We start from the raw sequence: 15,350 nt of genomic DNA on the forward strand, positions 1-15,350 counted from the left end.
AAGCGAATCGAAAGGCAACGTTGCGCCAAATCCGCGCCTGTGCCGGGGGCAAGCGCGCGATTGGCGCAGTCAAGGTAAAATAAGCAGTTCTTCAAACGTCTGTCATCGAGAAGGCGCGTGTTCGGCGCGCCGGCCGGCCGATCCCCGGATCGGGTCGACGCCCTCGTTTTTCGCCCATTGCACGCGTCTGCAACGCGCGTCCGTTTTCACAGTCATGAGCAAATACGACACCGCCACCGTCCAATCCGTCCACCACTGGACCGATACGCTTTTCAGCTTCACCTGCACCCGTGAGCCGAGCCTGCGCTTCAACAACGGCGAATTCACGATGGTCGGCCTCGAGGTCGACGGCAAGCCGCTCGCGCGCGCCTACAGCATCGTCAGCCCGAACTACGAGGAGCATCTCGAGTTCTTCAGCATCAAGGTCCAGAACGGCCCGCTGACGTCGCGCCTGCAGCACCTGAAGGTGGGCGACACGGTGCTGATCGGCAAGAAGCCGACCGGCACGCTCGTCGCCGACAACCTGCTGCCCGGCAAGACCCTGTGGATGCTGTCGACCGGCACGGGCCTCGCGCCGTTCATGTCGATCATCCGCGATCCGGACATCTACGAACGCTTCGACAAGGTCATCCTGACGCACACGTGCCGCCTGAAGGGCGAGCTCGCGTACATGGACTACATCAAGCACGACCTGCCTGGCCACGAGTACCTGGGCGACATCATCAAGGAAAAGCTCGTCTACTACCCGACGGTCACCCGCGAGGAATTCGAGAACGAAGGCCGGATCACCGACCTGATCTCGACGGGCAAGCTGTTCGCCGATCTCGACGTCCCGCCGTTCTCGCCGGAACACGACCGCGTGATGCTGTGCGGCAGCACCGCGATGCTGAAGGACACGACCGACCTGCTGAAGCAGGCCGGCCTCGTCGAAGGCAAGAACAGCGCACCGGGCCACTACGTGATCGAGCGCGCGTTCGTGGACTGATCTGCCCCCGAAAGTTGAGCCCGATCAAGAACCGGAGCGAAAGCTCCGGTTTTTTTTCGTCCGCGCTTGGCGAATTCGTAACAATCGACGACCATCAATCTCAAATAGTTACATTTGGACACGGCGCAAGTGGCGGCTCGTGTGTCAGTGTTTTTCCTACAACAGGTTCGCTCGGATTGTTCACAAAAACCCTTATATGTCCCGCCTGTCATGACTTTTCAAGAATTTTTGAGATATTATGCGCGGCGCGCGGTTGCAATTCGGATGCGCATTGAAGGGTCGGACCTATGTGTTACAAGATGTAACTTTTGTTACTCTGACAGGTGACAAATTCCGTCAGGGAGCCGCACTTTCGACGGCTTCCGGCACACGCCGCCGACCGGTGTCTGAATCGCTTTCTGACAGCAGGGAGAGTCATGGATACGTCGCTTAATGCGCCTGAGAGCGCCCACGCCCCGTTCCCGTCGCAGCAGCCGTCGCCGGCCTGCGCCCCCGCCCCGTTGCCTTGCACGACCGCCGCCGGCCGCGATGCGCTCGCCGCGCGAATCACCGAACTGTCCGCCGCACTGTTCGCCGCCGACGAAGCGGCGCGCCGCCATCTGGCCGGCGAGCTGCACGACGGGCTCGGCGCCGAACTCACCGCCGCGCGCTTCGCGCTCGCGAACATCGACACCTGGCTGCCCGCCGACGCGCCCGAAGGCTGCCGTCGCGCGCTCGATCTCGCGCAGCGCGCGCTCGACGCCGCGACGGACGCGAACCGCCGGCTGATCGCCGAGCAGGACACGCCGGCGCTCGACGGCGGGCTCGTGCGCGCGCTGTCGGCCTGGATCGACAGCCATGCGGAACGCACCGGCCTGCGCACGAGCTTCGTGTGCGCCGCCGACGCGCGCCTGCCGCAACTCGCCGGCCCGGGTGCGCTCGCGATCTTCCGCGTCGCACAGGAAGCGCTGTCGAACGTCGCGAAGCATGCGCGCGCGACGTCGGTCGACGTGCGGATCGACGCGGACGGCACGCATCTGTCGCTGAGCGTTGCCGACGACGGAATCGGTTTCGCGCGCGCTCACCGCCACGGCTACGGCCTCGCCGGCATGCGCGCCCGCTGCGAGGCATTCGGCGGCGGCTTCGAACTGGCCTCGCCGGCCGCCGGCCGCGGCGCCCGGCTCGCCGCGCGGTTCGCGTGGGACGCGCTGTTCGCGGCGCCGGCAACGGCGCGCCGCGCCTTCCCGGTTTCGTGAGGGCGCCATGAGTCTGAACATCCTGCTCGTCGACGACCACGCGATCGTCCGGCAAGGCATCCGGCACCTGCTGATCGACCGCGGCGTGGCCCGCGAAGTCACCGAGGCGGAAACCGGCGGCGAAGCGATGGCGGCCGTCGACAAGCGCGAATTCGACGTGATCCTGCTCGACATCTCGCTGACCGACATGAACGGCATCGAGGTGCTCAAGCGCCTGAAGCGCAAGCTGCCGCGCACGCCGGTGCTGATGTTCTCGATGTATCGCGAGGACCAGTACGCGGTGCGCGCGCTGAAGGCCGGCGCGGCCGGCTACCTGTCGAAGACGGTCAACGCCGCGCAGATGATCTCCGCGATCCAGCAGGTCGCCGCGGGCCGCAAGTACGTGAGCCCGGCGATGGCCGAGGCGCTCGCCGAATACGTGTCGTTCGAGAACGAGCCGCTGCCGCACGAGAAGCTGTCGGACCGCGAATACCAGACGCTGTGCATGCTCGCGTCCGGCAAGCGGCTCACCGACATCGCCCACACGCTGTCGCTGTCGGTGAAGACGGTGAGCGTCTACCGCACGCGGCTGCTCGAGAAGATGCGGCTGTCGAACAACGCGGAACTGACCTTCTACGTGATGAGCAACCAGCTCGTCGACATGGCGCCCGCATCCGGCGCCTGATACGCGCGCCGGCACGCCGGCCGGCGTGCCCAGGCGCTTGTTTTGCCTGACGATCCCGCCGCCCGGTGCTGCACCGCGGCGAATCGTCTCGGCCAGATCGGTTAAAATTTTAGGTTTTTCACTCAGTCGACGCGACGCGCCCGCGCGCGCCGGCGATCCATCCGCAATGTCTCTCTTCCGCAAGAAAAACGTCGATCGCATGATCGCCGGCGCGCACGCCGCCGGGCTCAAGAAAGCGCTCGGCGCGATCGACCTCACCTTCCTCGGCATCGGCGCGATCATCGGCACCGGCATCTTCGTGCTGACCGGCACCGGCGCCGTGCAGGCCGGCCCCGCGCTGATGCTGTCGTTCGTGATCGCCGCGATCGCGTGCGGGCTCGCCGCGCTGTCGTACGCCGAGTTCGCATCGACGATTCCGGTCGCCGGCTCGATCTACACGTATTCGTATGCGACGCTCGGCGAGCTCGTCGCGTGGATCATCGGCTGGGACCTGATGCTCGAATACGGGCTTGCCGCGTCCGCCGTGTCGGTCGGCTGGTCCGGCTACCTGCAGTCGCTGCTGCAGGGCTTCGGCCTCACGCTGCCGACCGTGCTCACCGCCGCGCCCGGCGCGGTGCCGGGCGTCGTCACGTGGTTCAACCTGCCGGCGTTCCTCGTGATGATCGTGATCACGACGCTGCTGTCGATCGGCATCCGCGAATCGACCCGCATCAACAACGTCATGGTGTTCATCAAGGTGTCGGTGGTGCTGCTCGTGATCGCGGTCGGCATCTTCCACGTGACGCCGGCGAACTGGCAGCCGTTCATGCCGCACGGCTGGAACGGCGTGTTCGGCGCCGCGGCCGTGATGTTCTTCGCGTTCATCGGCTTCGACGCGGTGTCGTCGGCGGCCGAGGAAGTGAAGAACCCGAAGCGCGACCTGCCGATCGGCATCATCGCGTCGCTCGCCGTCTGCGCGTGCCTGTACGTCGCGGTCGCGGCGGTCGCGACGGGCATCGTCCCGTCCGCGCAGTACGCGAGCATCTCGCACCCGATCTCGTACGCGCTGCAGATCGCCGGCGAGAAATGGGTCGCGGGCTTCATCGACCTCGGCGCCGTGCTCGGCATGCTGACCGTGATCCTCGTGATGAGCTACGGCCAGACCCGCATCATCTTCGCGATGTCGCGCGACGGCCTGCTGCCGGCGGCGCTGTCGCGCGTGCATCCGCGCTTCGCGACGCCGTTCCTGACGACCTGGCTCGTCGGCCTGTTCTTCGGGCTGATCGCCGCGCTGGTGCCGCTCAACGTGCTCGCCGAGCTGATCAACATCGGCACGCTCGCCGCGTTCTCGATGGTGTCGATCGCGGTGCTGGTGCTGCGCCGCACCCATCCGGAGCTGCCGCGCGCGTTCCGCTGCCCCGGCGTGCCGGTCGTGCCGATCCTCGCGGTCGCGTCGTGCCTGTTCCTGATGCTGAACCTGGCGCCCGTCACGTGGGCCGCGTTCGGCGTGTGGCTCGTGATCGGCCTCGCGATCTACTTCGTGTACTCGCGCCGTCATTCGAAGCTCGCGCACGGTCACGACGCGCACTGAGCGCCGCCGCTGCGCGCGCCGGCATTGCGCGCGCAGCGGTGCAACGCCCCGCGGGACCGGATGCCGGCCCCGCGCGCGGCGCATCCCTTCCCCGCCGCCATCCGCTGCCGCGCGCATGCGCCCCCGCAGCACATCCCCCGCCGCGCCGTTCCCGCGATCGATTCCTGCCCGATCGTCGCGATGTCTTGCCCATTCCTCCAGATTCGCCCAGCCGAGCGGCGTGGCCATCTGCACGCGCACGCCGTGCGGTTCATAATCCCGCCATCGAACGGCGGCCCGCACCGGCGGGACCGTCCAGCAACGGGAAACGGATGATGGAAAGCGTCGATCTCGATGTACTGAAAACCAGCGCGCGCTGGATCGAAGAAGGCCGCCGCGTGCTGCTCGTGACGGTCGTGAAGACGTGGGGCTCGTCGCCGCGCCCCGAAGGCGCGATGCTCGCGGTGCGCGACGACGGGCTCGTCGTCGGCTCGGTGTCGGGCGGCTGCATCGAGGACGACCTGATCGCCCGCGTGCATGCAAGCGGCATCGCGCCCGACGCGCGGCCGGAAGCGGTGAAGTACGGCGTGACGGCCGAGGAGGCGCACCGCTTCGGGCTGCCGTGCGGCGGCACGATCCAGCTCGTGCTGGAGCCGCTGACGCGCGACAGCGGCGTCGCCGCGCTGTGCGCGCAGGTCGAGGCGGGCCGCCTCGTCACCCGCACGATGACGCTCGCGACGGGCCGCGCGTCGCTGTCGCCCGCGCAGGCGACCGACGGCGTCGCGTTCGACGGCGAACGGCTCGTGACGATTCACGGCCCGCGCTACCGGATGCTCGTGATCGGCGCGGGGCAGCTGTCGCGCTACCTGTGCCAGATCGCGGTCGGGCTCGACTACCAGGTGACGGTGTGCGATCCGCGCGACGAATACACGGACGCCTGGGACGTGCCGGGCACGCGCGTCGTGCACACGATGCCCGACGACACGGTGCTCGACATGAAGCTCGACGCGCGCTCGGCGGTGATCGCGCTCACGCACGATCCGAAGCTCGACGATCTCGCGCTGATGGAAGCGCTGAAGACGCCCGCGTTCTACGTCGGCGCGCTCGGCTCGCGGCGCAACAACGCGGCGCGCCGCGAGCGGCTGCGCGAATTCGATTTGAGCGACACGGAACTGGCGCGGCTGCACGGGCCAGCCGGCATCTACATCGGCAGCCGGACGCCGCCGGAAATCGCGATCTCGATCCTCGCCGAGGTCACGGCCGCGAAGAACCACGTATCGCTGCCGACGATCCTGCAGGTCGAAGGCGCGAAGGCCGCGCGCGAGATCGCGGCGCGCGGCGGCGAGGCCTGCGGCATCTGAGCCGCGGCCCCTGCGGCGCCGAACGAGCCTCTAGACGAGCCCCGCGACGAGCGCTGCGGCGACCGAGCCGGCCACCAGCACGACGCCGACCGTGCGGCGCTTGTTCAGCTCGGTCCACAGCAGCACGCCCGTCAGCGACAGCAGGATCAGCGAGCCGGCGATCGTGTCCATCAGCAGCACCCAGCCGAGGTTCATCCCGACGCCGCGATGCAGGTTGTTCAGTGTCGTCAGGAACGAGTTGCCCGTGCGCTTCACCGATACGTAGCCGTTGCCGACCCAGTATTCGGCCTGCAGGTTCTGGTGCGGCCCGAACAGGCCAAACTGCCAGTGCTCGGGCTGCATCACGCGCCGGTCGCCCCATGCGACGGGCTGCGCGGGGTCCTTGCGCACCCGGCCCGGGCGGCCGTCGAAGCGCAGCTCGCGCGCCAGCCACTTCGTCATCGCGCCGGGCGTCGCGGGCGCCGGGTTCGGCAGCGCGAGCTGCATCTCCTCGACCTGCGGCTCGCCGGTCGGGATCTTGAGCGGCGGCGCGCGGTGATTGAGCACGATGCCCGTCACGCCGAACAGCAGCCCCAGCACCGCGCCCCACAGGCCGACCCAGCCGTGCACCTTGCGCAGCCACTTGATGAAGGTCGCGCGGCGCGAACGCTGGCGGCGCGCGGCAAGCTCGTCGCCGGTCAGCCGGCGGGCCGCCGCCGGGTGGGGCAGCACGGTGACGCCGGCACGGGGCGTACCCGCTTGGTGCGTATCGATCGTTTCGGGCGCGTTCACGCAGGGAATTCCATTCGTTCAAAACGACGGGCGGCGCGCCGGTAAAGCGCGCCGCCCGTGAGACATGAAAATGAGAATGGATATCATTACATAAATTGAGGCGGGGCTCAATCGGCGAGCCCGCGCAGGCCAGGCCGCGTCAGCGCAGCGGCGGCAGCGGAAAGTCAGGCGGTGCGCCGCCCGCCCCTGCGTCGGCGCGCTCGAGCGCGTAGAGCCACGCGAGCAGGTCCGCGACCGCCTGGTACAGCTGCGGCGGAATCCGATCGTCGAGATCGACCTGCATCAGCAGCGACACCATCTCCGGCGCGGTGTGCACGTAGAGCCCCGCGTCGCGGGCGCGGGCGACGATCATCTCGGCGACCGCCCCATAGCCCTTCGCGATCACGCGCGGCGCGGCGTCGCCGCCCTTCGCGTCGTAGACGAGCGCGGCCGCGCGCTTGCGGGACGATCCGCTCATCGCGCGCCTCCGTCGTCGGTGCCGCCGCCGCGCCCATAGGCAGCCGCGGCCGCCTTCGCGGCGACCGCGTCGAAGCCGTCCGGCGCGCCGTCGACCGCGCGGATCGACAGCCCGCCGAGCTGCAGCCCCGACGCCTCCAGCCGCTGCCGCAGCGCGCCTTCGTGCCGTGCGAGCCGGCCGGCGCCGATCTCGTTCGCGCGCAGCCGCGCGACGAGTTGCTCGCCGTTCAGCACCAGCTCCGCATCGACCGTGCCGAGCGACGGCAGCGTGAGCGTGAGCCGCGTGCGCCACGCGATGCCGTCGCCGGCGTCGTCGCCGCGCGCCGCGTGCCCGCCCGAGTCGTCGGGCTCGATCGTCCAGTCGAGCCGCGCGCCCGGCCACGCTTCGCCGATCCAGCGGAACTGGTCGGTCGCGAGCACGTCGAGCTGCTGGCGCACGAGCGGCACGGCGGCCGGATGCACGGTCACCGGCGCCGCGCCCTGCGCGTCGGATGACGCAGCGTCGGCCAGCGCGGCGCGCGCGGGGGGCCAGCGGGAATCGGCGGTTTCGGGGCGCGCGTCGGCTGCGCCGGCGCCGCGCGCCTGCACCGCGTCGGGCCCGAGAAAGTCGTGCGCCGGCGGGCGCGGCGGCGCGCCGGCCGGCGCGCCCTGCCCCGGCGTCTGCTGGGCCGCCGCGCGAGGCGCGGGCGACGGCAGCGGCAAGCGTGCGTCGAGCAGGTCGTCGAGCACGCTGTCGGCCGCCGGCGGATGCGCGTCGGCGGGCGCGAGCAGGCGCGCCTGCGGCTCGCGTGCGAGCGCCGCGAGCGGCCGCTGTCCGGCCAGCCATTGCGCGAGATGGGATTCGTAGAACAGGCCGCTTTCGCTCACGGCCTGCGCGAGCGCGGCGCGCAGCGCCACGACCGGCGGCGCGGCCGACGCATCGCGCACCGCCTGCGCGGACGATGCGGCCTGGCCGGACGGGAGCGCCGCCTGGCGCGCCGCGTCCGGTGGCGCGGCCGCGCGCGCGCCGCCTGGCGCCTGCGCCGCCGGATCGGCCAGCAGCACGGTCGGATCGGCGAGCAGCGGCGTGCGGCCGACGACCGCCGGCGTCGCGTCGCCGCCGAAACGGGAGATCGCGTCGAGCACGAGCCCGACGTCGGACAGCGCCGTCTGCGCGGACGCTTGCGGGATCGACGCCGCAGGCGGCACCGGCGGCGCCGGCGCCGCGGAGGCGCCGGTGGCCTGCGCGCCGACCTGCGCCGCCGCCCCGCCGCCGGACGGGGGCGACACGACGCCGGTCAGCAGGCTGTCGAGGCGGCTGGCCAGCAACGCGGCGGCTACGGTGTCGATACCGGTCATGATCGGAACCTGCTCACCTATGCAACATCGATGCGAATTCGGAAACCGGCGGCGCCGGGCGCGGCGCAACCCGCGCCGTCAGCCGCGCGCGCGCGCTTGGTAAAGGTCGGTCAGCACCTTGGTCGAGCGCTGGGTCTCGAACAGCGCGGACAGCCGCGCGATCTCCGGGCTCGCGAGATCGCGAATCGCGGCGTCGTCGGCCAGAATGCGGCGAATCAGGTCGAGCTTGTGGGCGAGTTCGGCCTCGTCGAGCGCGATGCCCTGCCCGGCCTCCTTCAGCCCGTCGACGAGCTGCAGGTATTCCTCCTGCAGCCCCGACAGCGCGTTCCAGTCGGCGCCGCGCGCGGCGTGCAGCATCCGGCCGGACACGGCCGCGATCGCCTCGTAGCGCGCGAAGTACTGTTCCTTCCGGTTCATCTTTGCTGGTCCGCGGCCTGCTGGGCGGCCTGCTGGGCAGCCATCCGCGCAACCTCCGGGCCGATGCCCGTCCACGCTTCCTCGAGCGTCGCGAGCAGCCCGTCGACCTCGACCAGCATCGCATCGCTGCTCTGCGCGTTCGCCTGCAGCAGGCGCTTGCCGATGTAGCTGTACAGCGCATCGAGGCGCGCCGCGATGTCGCCGCCCGCCTCGCGGTTCAGCGACGTCTGCAGGCCGCTCTCGACGATGCTGATCGCCTTGCCGATCGCCTCGCCGCGCGCCGGGATGTTGCCCTGCTGCAGATGCATGCGCGCGAGCGCGACAGCCTGCCGCGCGCCCTGGTAGAGCATCGCGATCAGGCGATGCGGGGACGCGCCCATCACCCCCGTCTCGACGCCGACGCGCGCATACGCATTGGCTCCAGCGTGTCCTGGGGAAAACATGCGCTTCTCCTTGTTGATGCGTTGGATCTGGATAGCCTGCGCCCGCGACGCGGCTGACTCCCGGAGTTATCGGAAATGAAGTTAAAAGCTTTAGACGAAACCGAGGGCTCCGTCAGACCGGCATCTGCATGACTTCGTTGTACGCGGTCACGAGCTTGTTGCGCACCTGCAGCCCGAACTGGAAGCCGATGTTCGCCTTCTGCATGTCGACCATCACGTCGTTCAGCGAGATGTTCGGCGCGCCGACCTCGAACGCGTGCGCCTCGCCGAGCGCGCGCTGCTGGTCGCCGCTGATCTTGTCGAGCGACGCCTTCATCGCGCTCGCGAAGGTGCCGGCCGTCGCCGCGCCGGAACCGGCGACCGCCGCGCTCGGGCTGGCCGCGCCGCTTGCCGCCTGCGCCGCCATCGCCTGCATCTGTTGCAATACCGAACCGATTCCGCCGACGCTCGCCGTCATGCTGTTTCCCCATCCAGAAAAGAGGGCCCGTTCGGGCCGGACCGGGCGGGCCGTCGGCGCGTATCGCACGCCCGCCATACCGGATCGCGAAAAAGCATAGCAGCGCACCGTCCGGCAAAGCCGCGAAAGTACGGGGGAAACCCGGCTCTTTTCGGGCGATCGGATCGGGGGCGGCGTCACGATAATCGCATCGTGTCATTGTCCGCCCGCTCGCCCGAGCGGCTCAGTCGTCCCGCTCCGGAGAACCTCGACGCATGGATTCGCAGGCCAATTCGCTGATCAATCCCGACGCCCGCACTGGCCTCGCCAGCCCGGCGCCCGGCGCCGCCGCGGCCGCGGCGCTGCCGGGGGCCGGCGGCGCGGGCGTGGACTTCGGGCTCGGCGGCTTCGCTGAACGGATTCCGGGCATCGCGCGGATGCGCGGCAACCCGAAGCTGCCGTTCATCATCGCCGCCGCCTTCGCGGTCGCCGTGATCGCCGCCCTCGTGCTGTGGACCCGCGCGCCCGACTACCGCGTGCTGTACAGCAACCTGTCGGACCGCGACGGCGGTGCGATCATCGCCGCGCTCCAGCAGGCAAACGTTCCCTACAAGTTCGCCGACGCCGGCGGCGCGATCCTCGTGCCGGCGAACCAGGTCCACGAAACGCGCCTGAAGCTCGCGGCGCTCGGGCTGCCGAAGGGCGGCTCGGTCGGCTTCGAGCTGATGGACAACCAGAAATTCGGCATCAGCCAGTTCGCCGAGCAGATCAACTACCAGCGCGCGCTCGAAGGCGAGCTGCAGCGCACGATCGAATCGATCAACGCCGTGAAAACGGCGCGCGTGCATCTCGCGATCCCGAAGCCGTCGGTGTTCGTGCGCGACAGGGAAGCGCCGAGCGCGTCGGTATTCGTCGATCTCTACCCGGGCCGCGTGCTCGACGAGGGCCAGGTGCTGGCGATCACGCGGATGGTGTCGTCCGGCGTGCCCGACATGCCCGCGAAGAACGTCACGATCGTCGACCAGGACGGCAACCTGCTGACGCAACCGGCGTCGGCGACCGGCCTCGACGCGAGCCAGCTCAAGTACGTGCAGCAGGTCGAGCGCAACACGCAGAAGCGCATCGACGCGATCCTCGCGCCGATCTTCGGCACCGGCAACGCGCGTTCGCAGGTGAGCGCCGACATCGACTTCTCGCGGCTCGAGCAGACCTCGGAAAGCTACGGCCCGAACGGCACGCCGCAGCAGGCCGCGATCCGCAGCCAGCAGACCAGCACCGCGACCGAGCTCGCCCAGGGCGGCGCGTCGGGCGTGCCGGGCGCGCTGTCGAACACGCCGCCGCAGCCGGCCTCCGCGCCGATCGTCGCGGGCAACGGCCAGAACGGGCCGCAGGCGACGCCGGTCAGCGACCGCAAGGACTCGACGACCAACTACGAGCTCGACAAGACGATCCGCCACGTCGAGCAGCCGATGGGCAGCGTGAAGCGGCTGTCGGTCGCGGTCGTCGTCAACTACCAGCCGGTCGCCGATTCGAAGGGCCACGTGACGATGCAGCCGCTGCCGCCCGCGAAGCTCGCGCAGGTCGAGCAGCTCGTGAAGGACGCAATGGGCTACGACGCGAAGCGCGGCGACTCGGTGAACGTCGTCAACAGCACGTTCACGGCCGCCGGCGACCCGTACGCCAACCTGCCGTGGTACCGCCAGCCGGACATCATCGACATGGCGAAGGAAGCCGCGAAGTGGCTCGGCATCGCGGCGGTCGCGGCGGCGCTGTATTTCGCGGTGGTGCGCCCGGCGATGCGCCGCGCGTTCCCGCCGCCCGAGCCGGCCGCGCCCGCGCTGCCGGCGCCGGAAGACGCGGTCGTGCTGGACGGCCTGCCCGCGCCGGAGAAGGATGCCGCGAACGAAGACGCCGACGCGCTGCTGCTCGGCTTCGAAAACGAGAAGCACCGCTACGAGCGCAACCTCGACTACGCACGCACGATCGCCCGCCAGGACCCGAAGATCGTCGCAACCGTCGTGAAGAGCTGGGTGAACGATGAACGCTGAAGGCTTGACCAAGAGCGCGCTCCTGCTGATGTCGATCGGCGAGGAAGAGGCCGCGCAGGTATTCAAATTCCTCGCGCCGCGCGAGGTGCAGAAGATCGGCGCCGCGATGGCCGCGCTGCGCAACGTCACGCGCGAAGAGGTCGAGCGCGTGCTGAACGAGTTCGCGAAGGAAGCCGAGCAGCACACCGCGCTGTCGCTCGATTCGAACGACTACATCCGCTCGGTGCTGACCAAGGCGCTAGGCGAGGACAAGGCCGGCGTGCTGATCGACCGCATCCTGCAAGGCAGCGACACGAGCGGCATCGAAGGCCTGAAGTGGATGGATTCGAGCGCGGTGGCCGAGCTGATCAAGAACGAGCATCCGCAGATCATCGCGACGATCCTCGTGCATCTCGACCGCGACCAGGCGTCCGAGATCGCTTCGTGCTTCACCGAGCGGCTGCGCAACGACGTGCTGCTGCGGATCGCGACGCTCGACGGCATCCAGCCGGCCGCGCTGCGCGAGCTCGACGACGTGCTGTCGGGCCTCCTGTCCGGCAGCGACAACCTGAAGCGCAGCCCGATGGGCGGCATCGGCACCGCGGCCGAGATCCTGAACTTCATGACGTCGGTGCACGAGGAAGGCGTGCTCGAGAACGTCCGCCAGTACGATCCGGACCTCGCGCAGAAGATCATCGACCAGATGTTCGTGTTCGAGAACCTGCTCGACCTCGAGGATCGCGCGATCCAGCTGGTGCTGAAGGAAGTCGAGTCGGAAACGCTGATCATCGCGCTGAAGGGCGCGCCGCCCGCGCTGCGCCAGAAGTTCCTGGCGAACATGTCGCAGCGCGCGGCCGAACTGCTTGCCGAGGATCTCGACGCGCGCGGCCCGGTGCGCGTGTCCGAAGTCGAGACGCAGCAGCGCCGCATCCTGCAGATCGTGCGCAACCTCGCCGAAGGCGGCCAGATCGTGCTCGGCGGCAAGGCGGAAGACGCGTATGTCTGATCCGGCGAGCGACCGCGCGGGCAACCTCACCGCCTACCAGCGGTGGGAAATGGCGTCGTTCGACCCGCCGCCTCCCCCGCCGCCGGCCGACACCGCGGCAGCGGCTGCGGCCGCGCTCGCCGAGGAATTGCAGCGCGTGCGCGACGCCGCGCACGCGGAAGGCCTGTCGTCCGGTCACGTCGAGGGCCAGGCGCTCGGCTACCAGGCCGGCTACGAGCAGGGCCGCCAGCAGGGTTTCGAGGCCGGCCAGGCCGAGGTGCGCGAGCAGGCCGCGCAGCTCGCGGCGCTCGCCGCGTCGTTCCGGGAGGCGCTCGCCGCCGCCGAGCACGATCTCGCCGCCGACGTCGCGCAGCTCGCGCTCGACATCGCGCAGCAGGTCGTGCGCCAGCACGTGAAGCATGACCCGGCCGCCCTCGTCGCCGCGGTGCGCGACGTGCTCGCGGCCGAGCCGGCGCTGTCGGGCGCGCCGCACCTCACGGTGCATCCCGCCGACCTGCCGGTCGTCGAGGCGTACCTGCAGGAAGAACTCGACGCGCTCGGCTGGAGCGTGCGCACCGATGCGACGATCGAGCGCGGCGGCTGCCGCGCGCACGCCGCGACGGGCGAAGTCGACGCGACGCTGCCGACCCGCTGGCAGCGCGTCGCCGCCGCGATCGGCAAGGTGAGCGCATGGTGACGCCCACGCCCGAATCGTTCGTGCATGACGGCATGACGCCGCTCGAGCGCGAACTCGCGCTCGCGTCGTTCGGCCCGGACGCCCCGCACGAGCCCGCGCCGGCCCCGCGGCCGCCGACGCCGCGCCGCGCGCGCCGCACAACCCGCACCTCGCGCACTGGCGCACGCACCTGAACGGCCTCGCGGCGCGCAGCCGCCGCGCGCTGCCGCTGCGCCCGTGCGGCCGCCTCACCCGCGCGGCGGGCCTCGTGCTCGAGGCGATCGGGCTGCGCCTGTCGGTCGGCGCCGAATGCACGATCGAATTGCCGCCCGGCAGCACGCTGCCGGTGGCGGAGGCGGAAGTCGTCGGCTTCGCCGGCGAGCGCCTGTTCCTGATGCCGACCACCGACGTCGCGGGCGTGCTGCCCGGCGCGCGCGTGTGGCCGCTCGAACGCGCGCCGGTCGCCGATCCGCTCGCGGGCGCCAAGCGCCTGCCGGTCGGCTGGGACATGCTCGGGCGCGTCGTCGACGCATCGGGCCGCCCGCTCGACAATCTCGGCCCGCTCACGTCGAAGGTCGACGCGCCGCTCTCCGCGGCGTCGATCAACCCGCTCGATCGCGAGCCGATCCACCATGTGCTCGACGTCGGCGTGCGCGCGATCAACGCGCTGCTCACCGTCGGGCGCGGCCAGCGGATGGGCCTGTTCGCGGGCTCCGGCGTCGGCAAGTCGGTGCTGCTCGGCACGATGGCGCGCTACACGAGCGCCGAGGTGATCGTGATCGGCCTGATCGGAGAACGGGGCCGCGAAGTGAAGGAATTCATCGAGCAGATCCTCGGCGAGGACGGCCTCGCGCGCTCGGTCGTGGTCGCGGCGCCCGCCGACGTGTCGCCGCTGCTGCGGATGCAGGGCGCCGCGTACGCGACGGCGCTCGCCGAATGGTTCCGCGACCAGGGCAAGCACGTGCTGCTGCTGATGGATTCGCTGACCCGCTACGCGATGGCGCAGCGCGAGATCGCGCTCGCGATCGGCGAGCCGCCCGCGACCAAGGGCTATCCGCCGTCGGTGTTCGCGAAGCTGCCCGCGCTCGTCGAGCGCACCGGCAACGGGCCGGAAGGCGGCGGCTCGATCACCGCGTTCTACACGGTGCTGACGGAAGGCGACGACCAGCAGGACCCGATCGCCGATTCGGCGCGCGCGATCCTCGACGGCCACATCGTGCTGTCGCGTGCGCTCGCCGAAGCCGGCCACTATCCGGCGATCGACATCGAGGCGTCGATCAGCCGCGCGATGACCGCGCTGATCGACGACACGCACCTCGACCACGTCCGCCAGTTCAAGCAGATGCTGTCGCGCTACCAGCGCAACCGCGACCTGATCGCGGTGGGCGCGTATGCGCCCGGCCGCGACGCGCAGCTCGACCGCGCGATCGCGCTTTACCCGCACATCGAAGCGTTCCTGCAGCAGGGCTTTCGCGAATGCGCGCCGTACGACGCGAGCCTGGCCGGCCTCGATGCGCTGTTCACCCACGGAGGCTGACGCTAAATGGCACAAGGCTTTCCCCTGCAGATCCTGCTCGACCGCGCCAACGAGGATCTCGACTCGGCGACCCGGCAGCTCGGCGTCGCGCAGCGCGAGCGCACCGACGCGGCCAACCAGCTCGACTCGCTGCTGCGCTACCGCGACGAATATCACGCGCGCTTCGCGCAATCCGCGCAGCACGGGATGCCCGCCGGCAACTGGCGGAATTTCCAGGCCTTCCTCGACACGCTCGACGCAGCGATCGCCCAGCAGCGCAACGTGCTGGCCGCCGCCGACGCGCGCATCGACGAAGCCCGCCCCCACTGGCAGCTGAAGAAACGCACCGTCGGCTCGTATGAAATCCTGCAGGCGCGCGGCGTCGCGCAGGAAGCGGTCCGCACCGCGAAGCGCGAACAGCGCGAGGCCGACGAGCATGCCGCGAAGATCCTGCGGATGCGGGCCGACGCGGCAAAGTCGACGTAACCGTC

Annotated in this window: 15 protein-coding genes and 1 pseudogene; 10 read left to right on the plus strand and 6 right to left on the minus strand. The window is 70.2% G+C overall.

Going from position 1 to position 15,350, the window contains the following annotated elements; translation table 11 throughout:
- Positions 1–214: 214 nt before the first annotated feature.
- The 5 genes from KY49_RS21580 to KY49_RS21600 all read left to right on the plus strand — a co-directional run bounded on the left by KY49_RS21580 (position 215) and on the right by KY49_RS21600 (position 5,794).
- Entirely contained in the window at positions 215–985 is a 771-nt protein-coding gene (locus KY49_RS21580) for a ferredoxin--NADP reductase (protein ID WP_010090397.1), read from the plus strand.
- Positions 986–1,401: 416 nt separating this feature from the next.
- The gene (rqpS, locus tag KY49_RS21585) at positions 1,402–2,220 is read left to right on the plus strand and encodes a quorum system sensor histidine kinase RqpS (RefSeq protein WP_042586535.1); all 819 of its coding nucleotides are present in this window, start codon (positions 1,402–1,404) and stop codon (positions 2,218–2,220) included.
- Between the two features lie 7 nt (positions 2,221–2,227).
- Positions 2,228–2,884: a response regulator transcription factor RqpR gene (gene rqpR / locus KY49_RS21590; RefSeq protein WP_042586536.1), complete on the plus strand. Its 657-nt coding sequence runs from the start codon at positions 2,228–2,230 to the stop codon at positions 2,882–2,884.
- 166 nt (positions 2,885–3,050) lie between these two features.
- Positions 3,051–4,454 carry an amino acid permease gene (locus KY49_RS21595; RefSeq protein WP_042586537.1) on the plus strand — a complete coding sequence of 468 codons (1,404 nt, stop codon included), beginning with the start codon at positions 3,051–3,053 and terminating at the stop codon, positions 4,452–4,454.
- A 314-nt stretch (positions 4,455–4,768) separates the two neighbouring features.
- Positions 4,769–5,794, plus strand: a complete 1,026-nt coding sequence (locus KY49_RS21600) for an XdhC family protein (protein ID WP_010090392.1) — start codon at positions 4,769–4,771, stop codon at positions 5,792–5,794.
- 30 nt (positions 5,795–5,824) lie between these two features.
- On the opposite strand, the gene KY49_RS21605 is transcribed toward KY49_RS21600, so the two are convergent.
- From KY49_RS21605 to fliE, 6 genes are all read right to left on the minus strand, one after another.
- A complete protein-coding gene (locus KY49_RS21605) occupies positions 5,825–6,565 on the minus strand; it encodes a PepSY-associated TM helix domain-containing protein (RefSeq protein ID WP_042586538.1) in 741 nt (246 codons plus the stop codon).
- A 139-nt stretch (positions 6,566–6,704) separates the two neighbouring features.
- Positions 6,705–7,022 carry an EscU/YscU/HrcU family type III secretion system export apparatus switch protein gene (locus KY49_RS21610; protein ID WP_010090390.1) on the minus strand — a complete coding sequence of 106 codons (318 nt, stop codon included), beginning with the start codon at positions 7,020–7,022 and terminating at the stop codon, positions 6,705–6,707.
- Positions 7,019–8,359, minus strand: a complete 1,341-nt coding sequence (fliK, locus tag KY49_RS21615; protein ID WP_042586539.1) for a flagellar hook-length control protein FliK — start codon at positions 8,357–8,359, stop codon at positions 7,019–7,021. The genes KY49_RS21610 and fliK overlap by 4 nt, the downstream gene beginning before the upstream one ends.
- Before the next feature lie 78 nt (positions 8,360–8,437).
- A complete protein-coding gene (locus KY49_RS21620) occupies positions 8,438–8,776 on the minus strand; it encodes a flagellar protein FliT (protein WP_042586540.1) in 339 nt (112 codons plus the stop codon).
- Entirely contained in the window at positions 8,773–9,219 is a 447-nt protein-coding gene (fliS, locus tag KY49_RS21625; protein ID WP_029226789.1) for a flagellar export chaperone FliS, read from the minus strand. Before fliS ends, KY49_RS21620 begins: the two co-directional genes overlap by 4 nt.
- 112 nt (positions 9,220–9,331) lie before the next feature.
- Positions 9,332–9,676 carry a flagellar hook-basal body complex protein FliE gene (fliE, locus tag KY49_RS21630; RefSeq protein ID WP_042586541.1) on the minus strand — a complete coding sequence of 115 codons (345 nt, stop codon included), beginning with the start codon at positions 9,674–9,676 and terminating at the stop codon, positions 9,332–9,334.
- A 254-nt stretch (positions 9,677–9,930) separates the two neighbouring features.
- Between fliE and fliF the strand changes: the two genes are divergently transcribed.
- The 5 genes and pseudogenes from fliF to fliJ all read left to right on the plus strand — a co-directional run bounded on the left by fliF (position 9,931) and on the right by fliJ (position 15,345).
- Positions 9,931–11,703 carry a flagellar basal-body MS-ring/collar protein FliF gene (gene fliF / locus KY49_RS21635; protein ID WP_042586542.1) on the plus strand — a complete coding sequence of 591 codons (1,773 nt, stop codon included), beginning with the start codon at positions 9,931–9,933 and terminating at the stop codon, positions 11,701–11,703.
- Positions 11,693–12,688, plus strand: coding sequence for a flagellar motor switch protein FliG (gene fliG / locus KY49_RS21640; RefSeq protein WP_042586543.1), 996 nt, complete (start codon positions 11,693–11,695; stop codon positions 12,686–12,688). The genes fliF and fliG overlap by 11 nt, the downstream gene beginning before the upstream one ends.
- The gene (gene fliH / locus KY49_RS21645) at positions 12,681–13,364 is read left to right on the plus strand and encodes a flagellar assembly protein FliH (protein ID WP_042586544.1); all 684 of its coding nucleotides are present in this window, start codon (positions 12,681–12,683) and stop codon (positions 13,362–13,364) included. The genes fliG and fliH overlap by 8 nt, the downstream gene beginning before the upstream one ends.
- A pseudogene (gene fliI, locus KY49_RS21650) lies at positions 13,358–14,880 on the plus strand (flagellar protein export ATPase FliI). Before fliH ends, fliI begins: the two are co-directional and overlap by 7 nt.
- A gap of 6 nt (positions 14,881–14,886) precedes the next feature.
- The gene (fliJ, locus tag KY49_RS21655) at positions 14,887–15,345 is read left to right on the plus strand and encodes a flagellar export protein FliJ (RefSeq protein WP_010093724.1); all 459 of its coding nucleotides are present in this window, start codon (positions 14,887–14,889) and stop codon (positions 15,343–15,345) included.
- The last annotated feature ends 5 nt before the right edge of the window (positions 15,346–15,350 follow it).

It is taken from the genome of Burkholderia sp. MSHR3999 (assembly GCF_000833595.1).
GTDB lineage: Bacteria > Pseudomonadota > Gammaproteobacteria > Burkholderiales > Burkholderiaceae > Burkholderia > Burkholderia ubonensis.

Coding starts and splice junctions, on each gene's coding strand:
- fliE (WP_042586541.1), bottom strand. CDS start 9,676: ATGACGGCGAGCGTCGGCGGAATCGGTTCGGTATTGCAACAGATGCAG.
- rqpR (WP_042586536.1), top strand. CDS start 2,228: ATGAGTCTGAACATCCTGCTCGTCGACGACCACGCGATCGTCCGGCAA.
- fliG (WP_042586543.1), top strand. CDS start 11,693: ATGAACGCTGAAGGCTTGACCAAGAGCGCGCTCCTGCTGATGTCGATC.
- fliF (WP_042586542.1), top strand. CDS start 9,931: ATGGATTCGCAGGCCAATTCGCTGATCAATCCCGACGCCCGCACTGGC.
- fliS (WP_029226789.1), bottom strand. CDS start 9,219: ATGTTTTCCCCAGGACACGCTGGAGCCAATGCGTATGCGCGCGTCGGC.
- rqpS (WP_042586535.1), top strand. CDS start 1,402: ATGGATACGTCGCTTAATGCGCCTGAGAGCGCCCACGCCCCGTTCCCG.
- KY49_RS21610 (WP_010090390.1), bottom strand. CDS start 7,022: ATGAGCGGATCGTCCCGCAAGCGCGCGGCCGCGCTCGTCTACGACGCG.
- KY49_RS21580 (WP_010090397.1), top strand. CDS start 215: ATGAGCAAATACGACACCGCCACCGTCCAATCCGTCCACCACTGGACC.
- fliH (WP_042586544.1), top strand. CDS start 12,681: ATGTCTGATCCGGCGAGCGACCGCGCGGGCAACCTCACCGCCTACCAG.
- KY49_RS21595 (WP_042586537.1), top strand. CDS start 3,051: ATGTCTCTCTTCCGCAAGAAAAACGTCGATCGCATGATCGCCGGCGCG.
- fliJ (WP_010093724.1), top strand. CDS start 14,887: ATGGCACAAGGCTTTCCCCTGCAGATCCTGCTCGACCGCGCCAACGAG.
- fliK (WP_042586539.1), bottom strand. CDS start 8,359: ATGACCGGTATCGACACCGTAGCCGCCGCGTTGCTGGCCAGCCGCCTC.
- KY49_RS21620 (WP_042586540.1), bottom strand. CDS start 8,776: ATGAACCGGAAGGAACAGTACTTCGCGCGCTACGAGGCGATCGCGGCC.
- KY49_RS21600 (WP_010090392.1), top strand. CDS start 4,769: ATGGAAAGCGTCGATCTCGATGTACTGAAAACCAGCGCGCGCTGGATC.